Origin of the sequence: Methylobacterium mesophilicum (assembly GCF_036441335.1) — a bacterium.
GTDB classification, from domain to species: domain Bacteria; phylum Pseudomonadota; class Alphaproteobacteria; order Rhizobiales; family Beijerinckiaceae; genus Methylobacterium; species Methylobacterium mesophilicum_B.
The window spans coordinates 245,471-262,576 of the sequence record NZ_MLBW01000026.1 but is presented as its reverse complement, the minus strand read 5'-3'; the positions used below and the strand labels follow the sequence as shown (position 1 = coordinate 262,576).

Annotated in this window: 16 protein-coding genes and 2 pseudogenes; 10 read left to right on the top strand and 8 right to left on the bottom strand. The window is 69.8% G+C overall.

Annotated elements, in window-relative coordinates; all coding sequences use genetic code 11:
- The first annotated feature begins 1 nt into the window (after position 1).
- The 6 genes from MMR14E_RS17335 (at position 2) to MMR14E_RS17310 (ending at position 6,422) form a co-directional block, all read left to right on the top strand.
- Positions 2-1,198 carry an acyl-CoA dehydrogenase family protein gene (locus MMR14E_RS17335; RefSeq protein ID WP_331315945.1) on the top strand — a complete coding sequence of 399 codons (1,197 nt, stop codon included), beginning with the start codon at positions 2-4 and terminating at the stop codon, positions 1,196-1,198.
- Positions 1,195-2,529 (top strand): FAD-dependent oxidoreductase, encoded by a 1,335-nt coding sequence (locus MMR14E_RS17330; protein ID WP_331315944.1) that lies wholly within the window; start codon positions 1,195-1,197, stop codon positions 2,527-2,529. The genes MMR14E_RS17335 and MMR14E_RS17330 overlap by 4 nt, the downstream gene beginning before the upstream one ends.
- 155 nt (positions 2,530-2,684) lie before the next feature.
- A complete protein-coding gene (locus MMR14E_RS17325) occupies positions 2,685-3,179 on the top strand; it encodes a sulfite exporter TauE/SafE family protein (protein WP_331315943.1) in 495 nt (164 codons plus the stop codon).
- A gap of 55 nt (positions 3,180-3,234) precedes the next feature.
- Positions 3,235-4,590 carry a CmpA/NrtA family ABC transporter substrate-binding protein gene (locus tag MMR14E_RS17320; RefSeq protein WP_331315942.1) on the top strand — a complete coding sequence of 452 codons (1,356 nt, stop codon included), beginning with the start codon at positions 3,235-3,237 and terminating at the stop codon, positions 4,588-4,590.
- A 3-nt stretch (positions 4,591-4,593) separates the two neighbouring features.
- Positions 4,594-5,433, top strand: a complete 840-nt coding sequence (ntrB, locus tag MMR14E_RS17315; protein WP_331315940.1) for a nitrate ABC transporter permease — start codon at positions 4,594-4,596, stop codon at positions 5,431-5,433.
- Between the two features lie 8 nt (positions 5,434-5,441).
- Positions 5,442-6,422, top strand: coding sequence for an ABC transporter ATP-binding protein (locus MMR14E_RS17310; RefSeq protein ID WP_331315938.1), 981 nt, complete (start codon positions 5,442-5,444; stop codon positions 6,420-6,422).
- Between the two features lie 225 nt (positions 6,423-6,647).
- Here the strand turns inward: MMR14E_RS17310 and MMR14E_RS17305 are convergent, their stop codons facing one another.
- Positions 6,648-8,054: an amidase gene (locus MMR14E_RS17305; protein WP_331315936.1), complete on the bottom strand. Its 1,407-nt coding sequence runs from the start codon at positions 8,052-8,054 to the stop codon at positions 6,648-6,650.
- A 111-nt stretch (positions 8,055-8,165) separates the two neighbouring features.
- On the opposite strand from MMR14E_RS17305, the gene MMR14E_RS17300 reads away from it, so the two are divergent.
- On the top strand, positions 8,166-8,729 hold the full coding sequence (locus MMR14E_RS17300) for a TetR/AcrR family transcriptional regulator (protein WP_331315934.1): 564 nt from the start codon (positions 8,166-8,168) through the stop codon (positions 8,727-8,729).
- Positions 8,730-8,866: 137 nt separating this feature from the next.
- On the opposite strand, the pseudogene MMR14E_RS17295 reads toward MMR14E_RS17300, so the two are convergent.
- From MMR14E_RS17295 to MMR14E_RS17265, 7 genes and pseudogenes are all read right to left on the bottom strand, one after another.
- Positions 8,867-9,274 (bottom strand): annotated as a pseudogene (locus MMR14E_RS17295) (SRPBCC family protein); the annotation flags it as partial.
- A gap of 251 nt (positions 9,275-9,525) precedes the next feature.
- Positions 9,526-9,783, bottom strand: a pseudogene (locus MMR14E_RS17290) (aldo/keto reductase); the annotation flags it as partial.
- 264 nt (positions 9,784-10,047) lie between these two features.
- Entirely contained in the window at positions 10,048-10,926 is an 879-nt protein-coding gene (locus MMR14E_RS17285; protein WP_331315932.1) for a helix-turn-helix domain-containing protein, read from the bottom strand.
- A 494-nt stretch (positions 10,927-11,420) separates the two neighbouring features.
- Positions 11,421-12,104 (bottom strand): type 1 glutamine amidotransferase domain-containing protein, encoded by a 684-nt coding sequence (locus MMR14E_RS17280; RefSeq protein ID WP_331315931.1) that lies wholly within the window; start codon positions 12,102-12,104, stop codon positions 11,421-11,423.
- Between the two features lie 51 nt (positions 12,105-12,155).
- Complete coding sequence (locus MMR14E_RS17275; RefSeq protein WP_331315930.1) at positions 12,156-12,404, bottom strand: hypothetical protein; 249 nt, start codon at positions 12,402-12,404, stop codon at positions 12,156-12,158.
- 86 nt (positions 12,405-12,490) lie between these two features.
- Positions 12,491-13,093 carry a TetR/AcrR family transcriptional regulator gene (locus MMR14E_RS17270; RefSeq protein ID WP_331315929.1) on the bottom strand — a complete coding sequence of 201 codons (603 nt, stop codon included), beginning with the start codon at positions 13,091-13,093 and terminating at the stop codon, positions 12,491-12,493.
- Between the two features lie 222 nt (positions 13,094-13,315).
- The gene (locus MMR14E_RS17265; RefSeq protein ID WP_331315928.1) at positions 13,316-14,239 is read right to left on the bottom strand and encodes a LysR family transcriptional regulator; all 924 of its coding nucleotides are present in this window, start codon (positions 14,237-14,239) and stop codon (positions 13,316-13,318) included.
- Between the two features lie 121 nt (positions 14,240-14,360).
- On the opposite strand from MMR14E_RS17265, the gene MMR14E_RS17260 reads away from it, so the two are divergent.
- From MMR14E_RS17260 to MMR14E_RS17250, 3 genes are all read left to right on the top strand, one after another.
- The gene (locus MMR14E_RS17260; protein WP_091682123.1) at positions 14,361-15,065 is read left to right on the top strand and encodes an isochorismatase family protein; all 705 of its coding nucleotides are present in this window, start codon (positions 14,361-14,363) and stop codon (positions 15,063-15,065) included.
- A gap of 65 nt (positions 15,066-15,130) precedes the next feature.
- Entirely contained in the window at positions 15,131-16,195 is a 1,065-nt protein-coding gene (locus MMR14E_RS17255) for an ABC transporter substrate-binding protein (RefSeq protein ID WP_331315927.1), read from the top strand.
- Between the two features lie 4 nt (positions 16,196-16,199).
- Positions 16,200-17,105, top strand: a complete 906-nt coding sequence (locus MMR14E_RS17250; protein WP_331315925.1) for an ABC transporter permease — start codon at positions 16,200-16,202, stop codon at positions 17,103-17,105.
- Position 17,106: the final 1 nt, after the last annotated feature.

Sequence of the window (17,106 nt, the reverse complement as noted above, 5' to 3'; positions counted from 1 at the left end):
GATGTCGAGCGCCCTCGCCCTTCGGCCGGCCGAGCCCCCCGTGACGGAGACGCCGTTCGCGACACCGGTCGGCGACGCGTGGACGGACGAGGCCGTCCTCGCCGAGACGATCGCCATCGCCGACGGTCCCCTGGCCGCGGCGGCAGCCAAGATCGACCATGGGGCGTACCCGCTCGACATCATGGGCCGGCTCGGGGGTGCGGGCGCGCTCGGCGTCCACCTCGACCGGCACGGCGGTCGGGTCGGCCTCGCGATCGCCGCCATGCAGGCCGCGAGCCGGGCATGCGGCGCCACCGGCTTCCTCATGTGGTGCCACGACGTCTGCGGCCTCTACCTGGAGCGCTCGGGTAACCCGGCGCTCTCCGGCGCCGTCCTCGACGACCACGTCGCGGGCCGCAGCTTCGGCGGCACGGCCCTGTCCAACCCGATGAAGGCGTTCGCCGGGATCGAGCCGATCCTGCTCCGCGCCCACCGCGTGCCCGGCGGCTACCGGGTCAGCGGGATGCTCCCCTGGGTCAGCCACATCGGGCCCGGACAGTACTGTGGCGCCATAGCGGGCGTGCTCGGCGCCGGCGACGCGATCAGCCACGAGATCATGTTCCTGCTGCGCTGCGACCGGGCGGAGCTGCGGCCCTGCCCGCAATTCTCCGGCATGGAGGGCACCAGCACCTGGGGCGTGCGGCTCGACGCGTACTTCGTCGGGCAGGACGACCTCATCGCCGACCCGGCCCGCCCATTCATCGGCGGGATCCGGGGCGCCTTCATCCTGCTCCAGTGCGGCATGGGCCTCGGCGTCGCCGAGGGCAGCCTCGACGCCATGCTGGCGGTCGAGGAGACCCTCGGGCACGTCAACCAGTTCCTCGACGATCGCCCCGACACGATCGCGGCCGAGCTCGCGGAGCTTCGCGCCCGGGTGATGCGGCTCGCCGAGACGCCCTACGACGGATCGACCGACTACCTGATCGACGTCCTCGATGCCCGGGCCCAGACCTCCGAGCTGGCGCTGCGCGCGTCGCAGTCGGCGCTGCTGCACCAGGGGGCGCGGGGCTACCTGATGTCGGCATCCCCCCAGCGCCGCGTCCGCGAGGCGCACTTCGTCGCCATCGTCACGCCGGCGATCAAGCACCTGCGCTGGGAGATGGCGCGCCTGTCCCGTGAGGTCCTGCCCAGCGGCGCCCACACGGGGGGCCGGGCATGACCATCCAGGAACCCACTGACGGCCTCGGCCCCTGGAAGCAGTTCCTCTGCCGGGCCTGCGGCCTGATCTACGACGAGGGCGAGGGCGATCCCGACAGCGGCCTGGCGCCCGGGACGCGCTTCGCCGATATCCCGGACGACTGGGCCTGCCCGATCTGCGGGGTGACCAAGTCCGACTTCGAGCCGTACCAGCGGCGGGCCCCGATCGCACCGGTGGCGGCAACCGCGGTGCCGCAGCGCCGGCCGGGCGTAGTGATCGTCGGCGCAGGCGTCGGCGGGTGGGTCGCCGCCGAGGCGATCCGGGCCGAGGACGCCCGGGTTCCGATCACGCTGGTGACGGCCTGCAGCGGCGACGTCTACCACAAGCCGGAACTCTCGGTCGCGCTCGGGCGTGGCCTGTCGCCGGACAGGCTGCGGCGGGAGACGGGCGCCGCGGCGGCGGCGCGCCTGGGCGTGCGCCTGATGGCCGACACGGTGGCGGTGGGCCTGACCCCGGGGCGGCACAGCCTGCGCACCACGCGCGGCACCCTCGCGTACACCGCCCTCGTCCTGGCACACGGCGCGCGTCCGGCGCTGCCGGCCTGCCTCGACCCGGCCCTGTGCTGGCGCGTGAACGACCTCGCGGCCTGGGCCGCCCTGCACGCCGAGCTCGCGCGCGGACCCCGCGCGGTCGCGGTGATCGGTGCCGGCATGGTCGGCTGCGAGCTCGCCGAGGATCTCGCCCGGGCCGGTCACGCCGTGACGCTCGTCGGAGCCGGGGCGCTGCCGCTGCCCGAGCTCCTTCCGGACCTGGCGGGCCGCCGGCTCCTGGCGGGCCTCGAGGGGCTGGGCGTGCGCCACCGGTCCAACGCCCTCGTGTGCGGCCTCGACCGCCGGCCGGACGGCGACGTCGCGCTCGCATTCTCGGACGGGACGACTCTGGTCGCCACGACCGTGATCGCCGCGACGGGGCTCGCCACGCCCTCGCGGCTCGTGCGCGGGGCCGGGCTCGCCTTCGACCGCGGGATCGTCGTCGACCCGGCGACCCTGCGCACGAGCGGACCCGACATCTTCGCGCTCGGCGACTGCATCAGCATTGAGGGGCGACCCTGCCGCTTCATCGAGCCGGTCGCCCGTCAAGCCGAGGCCATCGCCCACGCGATCCTGGGCCGGGAGCATCCGGGCTACGCGCACGCCGTGCCCGTCATCCGGTTGAAGACGCGCTCGACGCCGATCGAGCTGCACGGCGCGCCGCTCCCGGGAGAACCCTGGCACGTCGTCGAGCACACCGAGAGCCGGCTCGCGATGGAGCAGCGGCGCGACGGCGAGGTCACCGCCTGGCTGGCAGCCTGAGGAGGGGACGATGACGCACGAACCCCGCGCAACCGACCCCGCCCTGGCGCAGGCGCAGGTCGAGGCGCGCCTCTCGGGCACGAACCCGCGGCCCGTCGTGCACGGCCTCTTCGACGAGCCGACGAACACCGCGACCTTCGTCGTGCGCGATCCCGATGTTGATCCACGTCGTCGGGCTCAGGGACGCGCACGTCGCGGTGGGGACGGGCGCGTTCGCGGTCGCGGCCTGCTCCCTTTTCGACCTCGTCGGCCCTCTCCGGATCGCGCGGTTTCCCTGGGAGGCCGCGGGACTGTTCGGCTGCGCCGGGATCCTGGCGGCGACGCTCGGCGCCGGGCTCGGCAAGCAGCTCGACGGGCACCGGCTGCAGTGCCTGTTCGCGCTGGTCATGCTCGCGGCCGCGTCCATGACGTTCAGGCGGCGGTTCAATCCGGCCTCGCCGGGCTCCGGCCGCGTTCCGCCTGCGCCGCCCGGAAGGACCTGCTCGATACGGTGCTGGCGACGATCATCGGAAGTGCAGGCCTCGCACTGTCGCTCCGGCGACTTAGGGCGGTCCGACGATGTCGAGAGTCCGTTGCCGGGTCACGTGCTCGATCTCCGTCGATCCGAAATGCGGTGGGATGCTGATCATGGCGGACAAGTCATGAGCTAACGCGCTTGGCGCGACAGTTGCTGCGGATTCCAAGACTACGAAGCCGGAGTTTTCGATGGCCCTATTCGACAATCCTTTCGATGCCCGACGGCGCTCCGGCGGTTGCTCCTGCGGCGCGCACGCGGACCAAACCGAGCACGAGGCTTCCGTCACGTCGGGCGACGCCGCGGTGGTGCGCGTCGTCGAGGCGGCGATGATGCGGGCCCTGTTCCCGCACGATGGCAGGCGCCGCGCCTTCCTGAGGAGCGTCGGCGCGGCAACCGCCGCCGCGGCGGTCGGCCAGTTCCTGCCGACGCGGTTCGTGGCCGAGGCCCTCGCCGAGGCCGGCAGGCCGGAGAAGGCGGATCTCAAGGTCGGCTTCATCCCGATCACCTGCGCCACGCCGATCATCATGGCCAAGCCCATGGGCTTCTACGAGAAGCAGGGACTGAACGTCGACGTCGTCAAGACCGCCGGTTGGGCGGTGGTGCGCGACAAGACCCTGAACAAGGAATACGACGCCGCCCACATGCTGGCGCCGATGCCGCTCGCGATCACGCTGGGCCTCGGCTCGAACCCCGTGCCCTTCGCGGTGCCGGCGATCGAGAACGTCAACGGCCAGGCGATCTGTCTCGCCAACAAGCACAAGGACAATCGCGACCCGAAGAACTGGAAGGGCTTCAAGCTCGCCATCCCGTTCGACTACTCGAACCACAACTACCTGCTGCGCTACTACCTGGCCGAGCACGGCATCGATCCCGATACCGACGTGCAGCTCCGCTCGGTGCCGCCGCCGGAAATGGTCGCGAACCTGCGCGCCGACAACATCGACGGCTTCCTGGCGCCGGACAACATCGTCCAGCGCGCGGTCTACGACGGCGTCGGCTTCATCCACGTGCTGTCGAAGGAGATCTGGGACGGGCATCCCTGCTGCTCGTTCTCGGTCGCGCAGGACACGATCCGCGAGATGCCGAACGCCACGGCCGCGCTCCTGCGCGCCATCCTCCAGGCGACCGCCTACGCCTCGCGGCCGGAAAACCGCAAGGAGATCGCCGCCGCGATCGCGCCGGCCAACTACCTCAACCAGCCGCTCACCGTCGTGGAGCAGGTCCTGACCGGCACCTACGCGGACGGCCTCGGCAGCGTGAAGAAGGATCCGAAGCGGGTCGCCTTCGACCCGTTCCCGTACGAGAGCTTCGCGATCTGGACGCTCACCCAGATGAAGCGCTGGGGCCAGATCAAGGGCGACGTCGACTACGCCGCCGTGGCGCGGCAGGTCTACCGCGCCACCGATGCCGCCAGGCTGATGCGGCAGGACGGCCTCGCGCCGCCGGAGACCACCACGAAGACGTTCGTGGTGATGGGCAAGCCGTTCGATCCGGCCAAGCCCCAGGAATACCTGGATTCCTTCAAGATCAAGCGCGCGAGCTGAGCCATGCAACGCCCCCTCTCCCTGCGCGCCGGAATCCTCTCGCTGGCGCTACTCGCGGTGATCCTGCTCGGCTGGCAGGTCGCGGTGAGCGGCACGGCCAAGACCGAGGCCATGGACCCGGAATACGCGGCCCTGATGGGACAGACGGCCACCACCGGCAAGTCGGCCATGCCCGGCCCGCTCGATGTCGGGGCGACGATCTGGAGGCACCTGAAGGATCCGTTCTACGACCGGGGCCCGAACGACAAGGGCCTCGGCATCCAGCTCGCCTACTCGGTCGGGCGCGTGGCGCTCGGCTACGGTCTGGCGGTTCTCGTGGCGATCCCGATCGGCTTCCTCATCGGCATGTCGCCGCTGATGAGCCGGGCGCTCGATCCGTTCATCCAGATCCTCAAGCCGGTCTCGCCGCTCGCCTGGATGCCGCTCGCCCTCTACACCATCAAGGATTCGACGCTGTCGGCGATCTTCGTGATCTTCATCTGCTCGCTCTGGCCGATGCTGATGAACACCGTGTTCGGCGTGTCGAGCACCCGGAAGGAATGGCTCAACGTCGCCCGGACTCTGGAGGTCGGGCCGGTGCGCCGCGCGTTCACGGTGATCCTGCCGGCCGCCGCGCCGACGATCCTCACCGGGATGCGCATCTCCATCGGTATCGCCTGGCTCGTGATCGTCGCGGCCGAGATGCTCGTGGGCGGTACCGGCATCGGCTACTTCGTCTGGAACGAGTGGAACAACCTCTCGATCACCAATGTGATCACCTCGATCCTGGTGATCGGCCTCGTCGGCATGGCCCTCGACCAGCTCCTGGCGCGTGCCCAGCGCCTCGTCACCTTCCCCGAGTGAGGCACCCGATGAGCAAGCTGCTTCCGTTCGTGCGCCGCTCCGGCCGCGCCGCTCCCGACACCGTCCAGGGCGGGCCCAGCCGCATGTCCAACTCCGAGAGGTTCATCTCCATCGAGGGCATCGCGCGGCGCTACCCGGCACCGGGTGGCAAGACGAGCACGATCTTCGAGGACCTGTGGCTGCCCGTGCGGAAGGGCGAGTTCGTGTGCATGATCGGGCACTCGGGCTGCGGCAAGACCACGGTGCTCAACATCCTGGCGGGCCTCGAGACGCCGTCCGAGGGCGTCGTCATCGTCGACGGTCGGGAAATCGACGGCCCGAGCCTGGACCGGGCGGTGATCTTCCAGGGCCACGCCTTGCTGCCCTGGCGCAGCGTGCTCGGCAACGTCGCCTACGCGGTCTCAGCCCGCTGGCGGAAGGCGGGCAGGGCCGAGGTCGAGGCGCGCGCGCGGAAGGCCATAGCCACGGTGGGGCTGGCGGGCTCCGAGCACAAGCGCCCGTCCGAACTCTCGGGGGGCATGAAGCAGCGCGTGGGCATTGCCCGGGCGCTCTCGATCGAGCCGAAGATCCTGCTGATGGACGAGCCCTTCTCGGCCCTGGACGCACTGACCCGTGGAACCCTGCAGGACGAGGTGCGCCGGATCTGCGTCGAGACCGGGCAGACGGTGTTCATGATCACCCACGACGTCGACGAGGCGATCTACCTCGCCGACCGGATCGTGCTGATGACGAACGGACCGCAGGCTAAGGTCGCCGAGATCGTCGAGAACCCGCTGCCCAAGGACCGGAGCCGCACGCAGCTCCACCATGCGCCCGGGTACTACGCCCTGCGCAACCACCTGATCGACTTCTTGGTGACCCGCTCCGCGACCCTGCGGGACGCGATGCCGGACGGGTACGATCCGCGCCATCCGCCGGTCGTGCGCCCCGCCCTGAGCGAGGCGGACGCGGCGGCCATCGCCGCCGAGCCGCCGGCCAGGCGGGCCTGACCCGCGGACCAACCCGCCACGAGGAGGGTGCTCGCCGCCGGATCGCGCGGACGGCATCGGCAGTCCCTCCGACAGATCGCCACTCCCGAATCCCTCTCTGACGGAGAGGGCACGATCCCCCGACACCCGCCGTTGATCCGGCGGCCACGTCATAGAGGGCCGCCGTACGATTCTGCCGTCCCAGAGGTCCGGGGCCGGACAGATCACCGGCCCCGGTCACATCCGTCAGAGGCTCGGATGCAGCCCGCGGACCGGGCTCACGCCCTCGAGCACCGATGCCGCGTGCAGGAGTGTCGTCTCGGCCTGCCAGCTTCCCACCAGCTGCACGTTGATCGGCAGGCCCTCGCGGCTCGTCCCGAACCGCATCGACAGCCCCGGCAGGCCGGTGACGTTGAGGGGCACGGTCGCGCCCTGCAGGTAGGTCAGGTCCACCGTCTCGCCGTTGACGACGAGTTCCTCGATGCCGTGCTTGTGCGCCGGCACCGGCAGCACGGGGGTCAGGAGCACGTCGAAGTCCCGGAAATAGGCCGCGTAGCCGTCCCGGAGCCGCTCCGCCGCCTGCTCGGCCGCGACGTAGTCCTCCACCGTGGTGTCGGGCAGCGACAGCATCGTCTTGGCCATCCTGTACATCTCGTCCTCGTGCCCGGCCGTCGCCTCGCGGAAAGCCGGCTTCATCTCCATGACGTGGAGCTTGTTGAACACGTCGAGGGCGAAGTCGCGCTCCAGCGCCGGGATGCGGACTTCCTCGACGTGATGGCCCTCGCCCTTCAGGGCCTCGGCGGCCGCCTTCACCGTCGCCGCGACCTGGGTGTCGATCGGTCCGAAGCCCGGCCCGACCATCCAGCCGACGCGCAGCTTGCGGTCGGGCGTGGCGCCGAGGCCGGCGTCGAACGGGACGGTGCTGGTCGCGAACGCGTCCTGCCCGTCCGGGCCGGCCAGTTGCGAGAAGGCGAGCGCGAGGTCGCGGATCGAGCGGGCCATCGGGCCGACGTGCCAGAAGCGGCGCGGCGCCCGCGGCCAGATGCCGGTCATCGGCACGCGCCCGTGGGTCGCCTTCAGCGAGACGATGCCGGTCTGGGCGGCCGGGCCGCGCACCGAGATGGCGAGGTCGGTGCCGAGGCCGAGCGGCGATAGGCCCGCCGCGATGGCCGCCGACTCGCCGCCGCTGGAACCGCCGGGCGTCCGGTCGAGGTCCCACGGGTTGTTCGAGCGGCCGGAGAGCAGGTTGTCGCTCTCGATCCAGTAGGAGAACTCGGGAAGGTTGGTCTTGGCGAGCAGGATGCCGCCGGCCTTCTTCATGCGGGCGACGCTCGTGGCGTCGGCGTCGGGGGTACGGCCCTTGAAGATCGGCGAGCCGCGCTGGGTCAACACCCCGGCGGTGTCGATGGAGTCCTTCACGGTGAACGGCACGCCGTGGAGCGGCCCGATCTCCTTACCGGCCATGACCGCCGCCTCGGCTTCCTTCGCGGCGGCGAGTGCGCCCTCCGCGACGGTGACGATGGCGTTGACCTTGGGATCGACCGCCGCGATGCGGTCGAGATGCGCCCGCACGACCTCGACGGGCGAGAGCTGCTTGGTCCGGACCAGCTCGGCGAGCCGGGTCGCGTCGGAGAAGATGATGTCCTGGGTCATGGCCGCTGTTCCTGCCTAACGTTCGGTAGGCTGAGAGTTAGAGCTGGATTTTCCGGTCGTCAACCCCTAACTAACGATTGGTAGGTCATTGAGCCCGGAACGGAGGCAGGGGTGAGCACGAACGCGAAGGAGACGATCTTGGCCGCCGCGCGGAGGACCGCGCAGGCGCACGGCTACGGCGGGTTGAGCTACCGCGACCTCGCCGCCGAGGTCGGCATCAAGGCGGCGAGCATCTACCATCACTTCGCCAGCAAGGCGGACCTCGGCGCGGCCGTGGCGCGGCGCTACTGGGAGGACATCGCGGTCGAGCTCGACGCCATGCTGGAGAAGACCGGCGACCCGATGGAATGCCTGCGGCTCTATCCGGGCACCTTCCGCCGGTCGCTCGAGGACGGGAACAGGCTCTGCCTGTGCAGCTTCATGTCGGCCGAGTACGCCAACCTGCCGGAGGCCGTGCAACGGGAGGCCCAGGGCTTCGCGGACGTCAACGTCGCCTGGTTGGCGAAGGTGCTGGTGATGGCGGGGGCGGTGCAGCCGAAGGAGAGCGAGGCGCGGGCCCGGGCCGTCTTCGCCGCGGTGTCCGGCGCCCAGCTCTATGCGCGGAGCCGCTCGGACGTCGCGGAGTTCGACAGGTTGGTCGAGAGCTACCGCGCCTCGGGGCTCCTGCCGGCCTAGGGCGATCCTGACCTTCGGGGATGGACCGGACGTTCCGCATCCGACCCGGCGTGGTCGTTCACGCACAGCCGCGCCGTCCCTGGAAACGGGCGCCCGTTCCACCGCCTCTATGGCAGTGATGCGGTGGCCTCGGCCGTTCAGCCCCTGTCTGCGTAGTGCTTCCTCAGGGCGGCGAGACCTTCCTCGTAGATGCCCTGGAAAAGCTTCGCGATCTCCGCGTCGCTGACCCCGACCGGCTGGAAGTCGCCGAACCACTCGACGCGCGACCGCTGCCCGTCGCCGGTCTCCCGGACCCGCAAGGTCGAGAGGTAACCCTGTTGCGGAAAGGGGGACTGGAGGATGTGGTAGCTGTAGCTCCGTCCGGTCTCATCGAAGGCCATCAGCCGCTCGACGATGAGGCCGCCGTCGGGGTTCGCCAAGTGCCGGACGCGGCCGCCCTCGTGCAACTCGGACTCGGGGATGTAGGGCAGCCAGTCCGGCAGGGAGCCGAACCCGCCGATGAGCCGCCAGACTTCGGAGGCTGGAGCCGGGATCTCGACGCTGGCCGATGCCGTCGCCGTGGCCGCGCCCTACTGACCGGACGGGAGGGGCGCGTCGGGCGCCACGACCCCGCTCCGGCGCAGGTCGCGCCAGAAAACCCCGGGCACCTCGAAGCTGATGGCGGCATGGTCCTCCGCGATCCGCTCCGGGCGGCTCGCCCCGGGGATGACCGCCGCGGAGGCCGGATGAGCGAGCGAGAAGTGCTGTCCTCGATGGACCGCTTCGCGCCGTCGGCCGTGTAGTCGTAGACGACCTTGTTCGGGCGACCGTACTTGAAGATCTCGCCCTTCTCGCCCTGGTCGCGCACGCCGGTCTCGACCTCGTCGAGGATGATGCGGCCCACCTTGGTGCTGAGGCGGTAGGCGTCGCGCGGGTACTTCGACAGGGCCTTGCCGAGCCTGACCTCGGACAGGCCGCTCCCGTAGAAGGGCGCGGTGTCGAAATAGCGCGTGCCGGCCTGCCACGCCGCGTCGACCGTGGCGTCCGCCTCGTGGTCGGGGATATCGCGGAACATGTTGCCGAGCGGTGCGGCGCCGAAGCCGAGCGGGCCGGCGAGCAGGGCGTCCCTGATGGTCATGGCTCCTCCGAGCGTGGGGAAGTCGGCGCGACATCGGGGCCTGCGTCTGCGAGCTGTCGTCGCGAGCCGTACCGCGTGACCGTTCTGCCAAGCCCCACATGACGGCGTACAATCTCCGGGGCGCTGTCGTATCGGCCGTTCTTGCGGGCCTTCCGGCCACAATTGCGGTGTTTGCAGCGAACGACGAGGTTATGTGCCGTCTCAGCGGCGGAACATGGCCCGGTACTGCCCAGGCGTCAGGCCGGTGCTCCTGCGGAACACCCTGGTGAAATTGTCCTGGGAGCCGAAGCCGTGCTCCACCGCGACCTCGGAGAGCGTGAGTTGGTCGCGCGCCAACGCCTCTCGCGCGGCGCGAACCCGTCGCTCCGTCACGTAGCGATGCGGGGTCAGGCCGGTCGCCTCCCGGAACAGGCGCGAGAAGTGGAAGGGGCTGAGGCAGGCCTCGACCGCGAGGCGTTCGAGCGGGATGGGTTCGGCGTAGTGGGCATCGACGTAGTCGGTCACCCGCCTGAGCCGTCGCTCGTCGAGCCTTCGCGCCGTGCTGGACGGCTTCCAGCGGTCGACCGTGTAGTTGGCGATCAGGTGGGCTGCCAGCGCGGCCGTCAGACCGTCGACGAACAGCCGGTCCGTCGGCAACTGCGGCCTGCCCAGCATGCCCTCGAACGCCCGTGCGAAGCTGACGAGGAGCGGGTCGGCCAAGCCGCCGACGAAGGCGAGTTCGATCAGCGAGGCGTCGATGCCGTAGTCCGCCAGGGCACTGTGCTCGATGAGGGCCGGCGGTAGGCACACGTGGAGGCACGAGATGGCCTCCGAGAGTTCCGCCTTCTCCACGAAGCCGACCGGTCCGGTCCAGGCCGTTCCGGCCCCGGCGAGGCACTTCTCGTCCTGACCGTCACCGGTGCGTCGTACGACCGCGCGGCCGCTGAGCATCACGATGAGCTCGTTGCAGGGATAGGCTTGCCTCGGGTGCGATCCGGCGCCGTTGATCCGGCGTTCGACGACCAACCGGGCCCGATGGTCGATCCGACCGAGCACCTGGCATGTACCGCGCCGCTGGTCCCCCATCGTCTCGAACGACATCAAGGCACCTCGGGTCGGAGCGCTGGCGCATCGAAGCCGCGTACGGTCTTCCGGGCCGATCCTGACCCATCGCGAGCCGTTACGGCAAGCGTGCCCGCGATCGTGGGCCGACCGCCGCGGTGAGCGTCTCGGGCCGGCCGGCGCAACCATCCTGCCCGGGATCCGATAATTCGCAGAGCAGGTGGAGCGCCCGGGGTTCGCCGGCCGCTTGGCCATCGCCGATCAGGCAGCCAAGCTCGCGAGCACGAGGGACTGGTGGACCGGGACACCCGCCGTGCCCCCGTCCGCCACGGCCCAACTCACGCCGTGGGGCGCCCCTGCGATGTCGCCCGCCGCGGACACCCCCGCGACGGTCGTCAGCTTGGAGGCATCCGTGTGGATGACCGGACCGAACGGCCCGTCGTCGAGCTGCCGTCCTGGCCGAGGAATCCGTGGGAAGCCGCAGCGAACCGGTTGCGCGGGCTGCCCGCGTCGATACCGGTCGGTGCGGGCAGTCAGCCCTCGCGGAGATGCGTCAGGAGCCGCTCCGCCGCCGGCCCGGACGAGGCCGGATTCTGACCGGTGATCAGCAGGCCGTCGGCCACGACGTAGGGCTCCCAGTCGCCCGCCTTCGAGAACGCTCCGCCGTTCCGCTTGAGCTCGTCCTCGACGAGGAACGGGACCACCGCGGTCAGGCCGACCGCCTCCTCCTCCGTGTTGGTGAAGCCGGTGACGGCCTTGCCCTCGATCAGCGGCTTGCCGTCGGCCGACCTGGCATGACGCAGCACGCCGGGCGCGTGGCACACGAGGGCGACGGGCTTACCGGCGCCGAGGGTCGTCTCGATGAGCTTGATCGAGGCGGCGTCCTCGGCGAGGTCCCAGAGCGGACCGTGCCCGCCGGGGTAGAACACCGCGTCGAAGCCGTCGTGAGTGACGCCGTCGAGCCGAGCCGTGTCCGCCAGAACCGCGTTGGCCTCGGCGTCCGCCTCGAAGCGGCGGGTCAGGTCGGTCTGGAAGCCCGGCTCGTTGCTCTTCGGGTCGAGCGGCGGCTTGCCGCCCTTGGGCGAGGCCAGGACCACGTCGGCGCCGGCGTCCTTGAACACGTAGTAGGGCGCGGCGAGCTCCTCCAGCCAGAAGCCGGTCTTGCGGCCGGTGTCGCCGAGCTGGTCGTGGGAGGTCAGCACCATCAGGATCTTCATCGTCGTTCTCCGGGGTCGTGGGGGTTGGACGTTCGGACGGTCGCGGCCGGGCTAGTTGTGACGGGCCGCCGTCCTCTCGATCGAACGCTCGGCGCTCGCGTCGCGCGCCTGGGTGCGCTCGGCCCTGACGGACGTCGCGTCCGTCTGGCGGATCATCTCAGGACCGGCCATGCGGACGGCCCCGATGATTTCCAGGGTGATGCGCTCCTCGGCCGAGGCGGCAGTGCCGCCGAACAGGGCGGCTCCGAGCTCGGCGAGCAGCAGGTAGGGGGCGACGGGATGTGCGGTTCGGGGTGTCATGGTCTTCTCCACGGGTCAGATTTGAGTAGACTGGTCGTCTATGAATTGCCGACGGTCATGCCTGGCTTCACCGTCGGCTCGCCCAGTCAGGCTCGTTGCGGGTTCAGGATGCGCCGCGTCATTCTCATCGCGGCGTCGAACGGGGCATCGTCGCGCTCGATCTTCGCCATGAGGCTGGCACCGAGCCACAGGTGGTAGAGGGTCTCGGCCGCGGCGCGCGGCTCGCCGTCGACGGTGAGCGACCCCTCGGCGACGCCCGCCTCGATGGCGCCCGCCACGCGGTCGATGATCCCGGCCGTGCCGGCCTTCAGGGCCATCCGCATCGGCTCGGACAGGTCCGAGACCTCGGCCGCCAGCTTCACCGCGAGGCACTTGCGCTGGTAGTCGATGCTGCCCTGCGTCGCCTGCCACTTGCGCCAGTAGTTCATCAGGCGGTCGGCATGGCTGAGGCCGGGCTCGGCGAGGGTGGCGTCGATGTCGGCGAGGTACGCCTCGAAGTAGTCGGCCAGAAGCGCCTCGCCGAAAGCCTCCTTCGAGCCGAAGTAGTGGTAGAAAGAGCCCTTGGGGACCCCAGCCGCGGCCAGGATCTCGTTGAGGCCGACACCCGAGAACCCCTTCGCGCCCACGATACGGTGGGCGGTGTCGAGGATGCCTTGCCGGGTGTCGGTGTTGCCGCTGACATGTGCCATGATCCAGACATAGGCCGGATTAGACCGGTCGTCTAGTAGGGCGTAGCGACTTTCTCGAGGCGATCGCAGAGCCGGATCGAGCGGTCGGCGTGAGCAAGGCCACGTGACCTTCGTGATCGCATCCCCAGACAATATCCCGCTCTCCGGAGTTGGCTTCTGACTGGTAGCCGGCGTCGCCCGAAGTCGCGGGAGAGCAGAGGCAGACCGCCTCCGTTCGCGTTCTCAAAGCTTAGACCGCACAATGTTGCTTGCTGGCGCAGCACCCCACACAGTCGCCAGGAAGGTGGTGAAGGCTTCGAGGCTGGTGGATCGGGCCGGCTTCATCCAAGTGGCGTAGGTTGCGATGGTATCGGGGACATCGTCGAGGGAGCGGATCACGATCCCGCGCCGCTGCACGTTGCGCACACAGCTCGCATAGGTGCTCACGCCGGTTCCCGCCGCGACGAGACCGAAGATACCCTCGCTCGACGAGGCCTCCTGGCTGATGGTCGGGTGAAAGCCGCGTCGATGGCAGATCGCGAAGAAGGCCTCGCGATAGGCGCTCCAGCTCCCGCCAGACCCCAGCACGAACGGCTTGCCGGCGAGATCCTTGAGGGTCAGGCTGCGCGCGTTCGAGAGTGGATGGGTTACCGGCAGCAGGGCCACATAGGAGTCGCGGTCGAACAGCAGGCTCTCGAAGTGCTCGTTCTCGACCGCGCTGAGCGTGAAGCCGACGTCGATGCGGTCGTTGAGCAGGGCCTCGCGCTGGGATTGCGAGGGCACGTGCGACAGCTCCAGCCGGATCGCCGGTCGCACCTCGCTGAAGGCGCGGACCAGCTCCGGCAGACGGCCGTTGATCGCGAAATCCATGTAGCCGACGCGCAGGACGCCGGCCATGCCGGTCGCCGTGCGCCGCGCCAGCGTCACGGCCCGCTCCAGATGGTCGATCCCGATCCGGCACTCGGCCAGGAAGGCACGCCCGGCCTCCGTCACCTCGACCGTTCGGGTCGTACGGCGGAACAGCTTCACGCCGACCTCCGCCTCGAGGTCTGAGACGAGCCGGCTGAGACCCGGCTGCGTCGTCGCGAGGCGCTGTGCGGCCCGGCCGAAGTGGAGCTCCTGCGCAAGGACGAGGCAGCTCGAGACGTGCCTGAGGTCAAACCGCATTGATGCCGTATCTCGTATCAATCACGCTGGATTCATCATTTCACACCGGGGGCCGTCTGCAACATCCTCGCCTCGATCCCGCTGCGGCGGGCTGGAACGAACGATGCAAGGGACGCGACAGATGGCCTTCAACACCGAACTCGACAGCGCTCTCGAAGCGGCGTTCGCGGAGGCGAGCGCGCTGTACAAGGAGCGCGGTTTCCAGCGCCGCGTCGGGTTCGGCCGGCGCCCCGCCCTGATCAACGTCGATCTCGCCAATGCCTGGACGCGGCCGGGGAATCCCTTCACCTGCGAGAACATCGACGACCAGATCATCCCCGGCGTCCAGGCGCTCCTGGCCGCCTGCCGGCGCAACAACCACCCGGTCGTGCACGTCACCACCTGCTATCAGGTCACCGACGTCGACAGCCCCAAGACCGACATGGGCCTGTGGCACCGCAAGATCCCGGTCGAGGTCGTGGATCAGAACAAGCCCGAGCTCTGGGCGATCGACAGCCGCATCGAGCCGGTGCCGGGCGAACAGGTCCTGGTGAAGAAGCGGGCGAGCGCCTTTCACGGGACCTACCTTGCCGGGTTCCTGCGCGCCAACAACGTCGACACGATCCTGGTCACGGGCGTGACCGCCTCGGCCTGCGTGCGCACCACGCTCTGCGACGGTCTCGCCGAGGGCTTCCGGACCATCGCGGTGCGCGAGTGCATCGGCGACCGCGTGCCGGGCGCCGTCGCCTGGAACCTCTTCGACATCGACGCGAAGTTCGCCGACGTCGAGCCGCTGGAGCGCTGCGTCGCCTACCTCGACGAGGTCGGCCTGCGCAACGCCGCCTGACGACCCGGGCCATCGCCCGACGCGATCCGATCCTCGACCCGCCGCCCATGCAGGAGTGTGAGCCGATGCGTGCTGACTTGTCTCTCGATCGATTCTCGCCGACGCGCCGGCAGGCGCTCCTCGGCGGCGCGGCGGCCGTCCTCACGGCGGGGGCGGGACGCGAGGCGCGCGCGGCGGCCGGAACGGTCGTCGTCTCCAACTGGGGCGGCGACTGGAACCAGCGCACGGTGCGCTTCGTCGAGACGCCCCTGGTGGAGGCGCAGGGACTGACCGTCGTGCGCGATCTCGGCATGGAACCGGAGCGCAAGGCCAAGCTCCTCGCCGAGCGCCGCCTGCGCCGGGGCAGCATCGACGTGATTCATCTGAACGACTCGGACGGGTTCGAGATGATGAAGCAGGACGTGCTGGCCGACCTCGACCGGTCGCGCATCCCGAACTACGGCGACGTGGTACCGGCCCTGCGCAAGGATTATTTCGTGCCGTGGCTCTACAGTGGCGTGGTGCTCATCTACAACAAGGACAAGATCAAGGATCCGCCGAAATCTTATGCGGAGCTCTGGGACAAGAAGTGGGCCGGCCGCCTCGGCCTGACCAATCAGCTCTACTTCAACTACATGATGATGTCCGGCCTGATCCAGGGCGGCAACATGACGAGCGTCGAGACCGGCCGCGAGCGGCTCGTCGCGCTGAAGGAATTGGTCCAGCCCCGGCTCTACGCCGCGCATCAGCAGCTCGGCGCGGCGCTGGCCACCGGCGAGGTCGACATCGCCCTGAACTACAAGGCCCGCGGCCTGCAATGGATCGGCGAGGGCTCGCCGCTGGCCATCCAGTATCCGAAGGAGGGCGCGATCGCGATCACCTTCGGCGCCGGGATGCCGAAGCGCGCGCCGAACCCGGACGGAGCCTACGTCTACCTGAACGCGATGCTCGACCGGAAGGCGATGGCCGAACTCGCCGCGGCGAGCTTCTACGCGCCGGCCAACGGCGCGGCCGAGCTGAGCCCCGAGCTGCGCGCCCGGATCGACTTCTCCCCCGAGGAGCGCGAGCACCTCAACTTCCCGGATTATGCCTACGTCTCGAAGAACACCGCCGAGTGGCTCGAGTGGTGGAACAAGACGATGGCGCGCTGATCCGATGGCCACCCTCGCACGCTCGGAGGTCCTGGCGCCCGATCGCGCGGCGCGGGCCCGGCCGCGCATCCCCCCGGGGGTCGGCGGCGTCCTGCCGGGCACGCTGCTGGTCGTCCTGGCGCTTCTCGGGCCGCTCGCCCTGATGCTCCGCTACAGCTTCAACCGGTTCGTCCCCGGTGAGCTGATGGTCGAGGGGCTCACTGTCGCCAACTACGCCAAGTTCCTGCACGACAGCTTCTATCGGGACGTCCTGCTGACGACACTCTGGGTGGCGGCCCTCTCGACGCTGATCTGCCTCGTGCTCGGCTTCCCGGTCGCCTATGCCCTGGTGCGGCAGGTCGGGCCACGCTGGAAGTCGAAGCTCCTGATCCTCATCATCCTGCCGCTCCTCATGGGCAACGCGGTCCGCACCGCCGCCTGGATGGTCATTCTCGGCGACAAGGGCCTTCTCGCCGCCCTGCTCTCCGGGATGGGGCTCACGCCGCCCCGGTTGATGTACACCCCCAGCGCCGTGGTGATCGGCCTCGTCTCGGTGACGCTGCCCTTCATGATCGTGACGCTGCAGAGCGTGCTCGAGCGGATCGATCCGGTCCTCGAGGAGGCGGCCGAGAGTCTGGGCGCCGGGCACCTCACGATCCTGCGGCGGGTCGTGCTGCCCCTCGCGCTGCCCGGGCTGCTCGCCGGCACGATGCTGTGCTTCATCCTGTCGATGAACGCCTACGCCACGCCGGTGCTGATCGGCGGACCGCAGTTCCACATGATGGCGCCCGAGGTCTACCAGCAGGTCGCCAAGGCGATGAACTGGCCGTTCGGTGCGGCCCTCGCCTTCGTGCTGATGACGGTCACCCTCGTGCTGACCACCACCGCCAACGTCCTCGTACAGCGCCGCTACCGGCGCTGGTCGGAGTAGG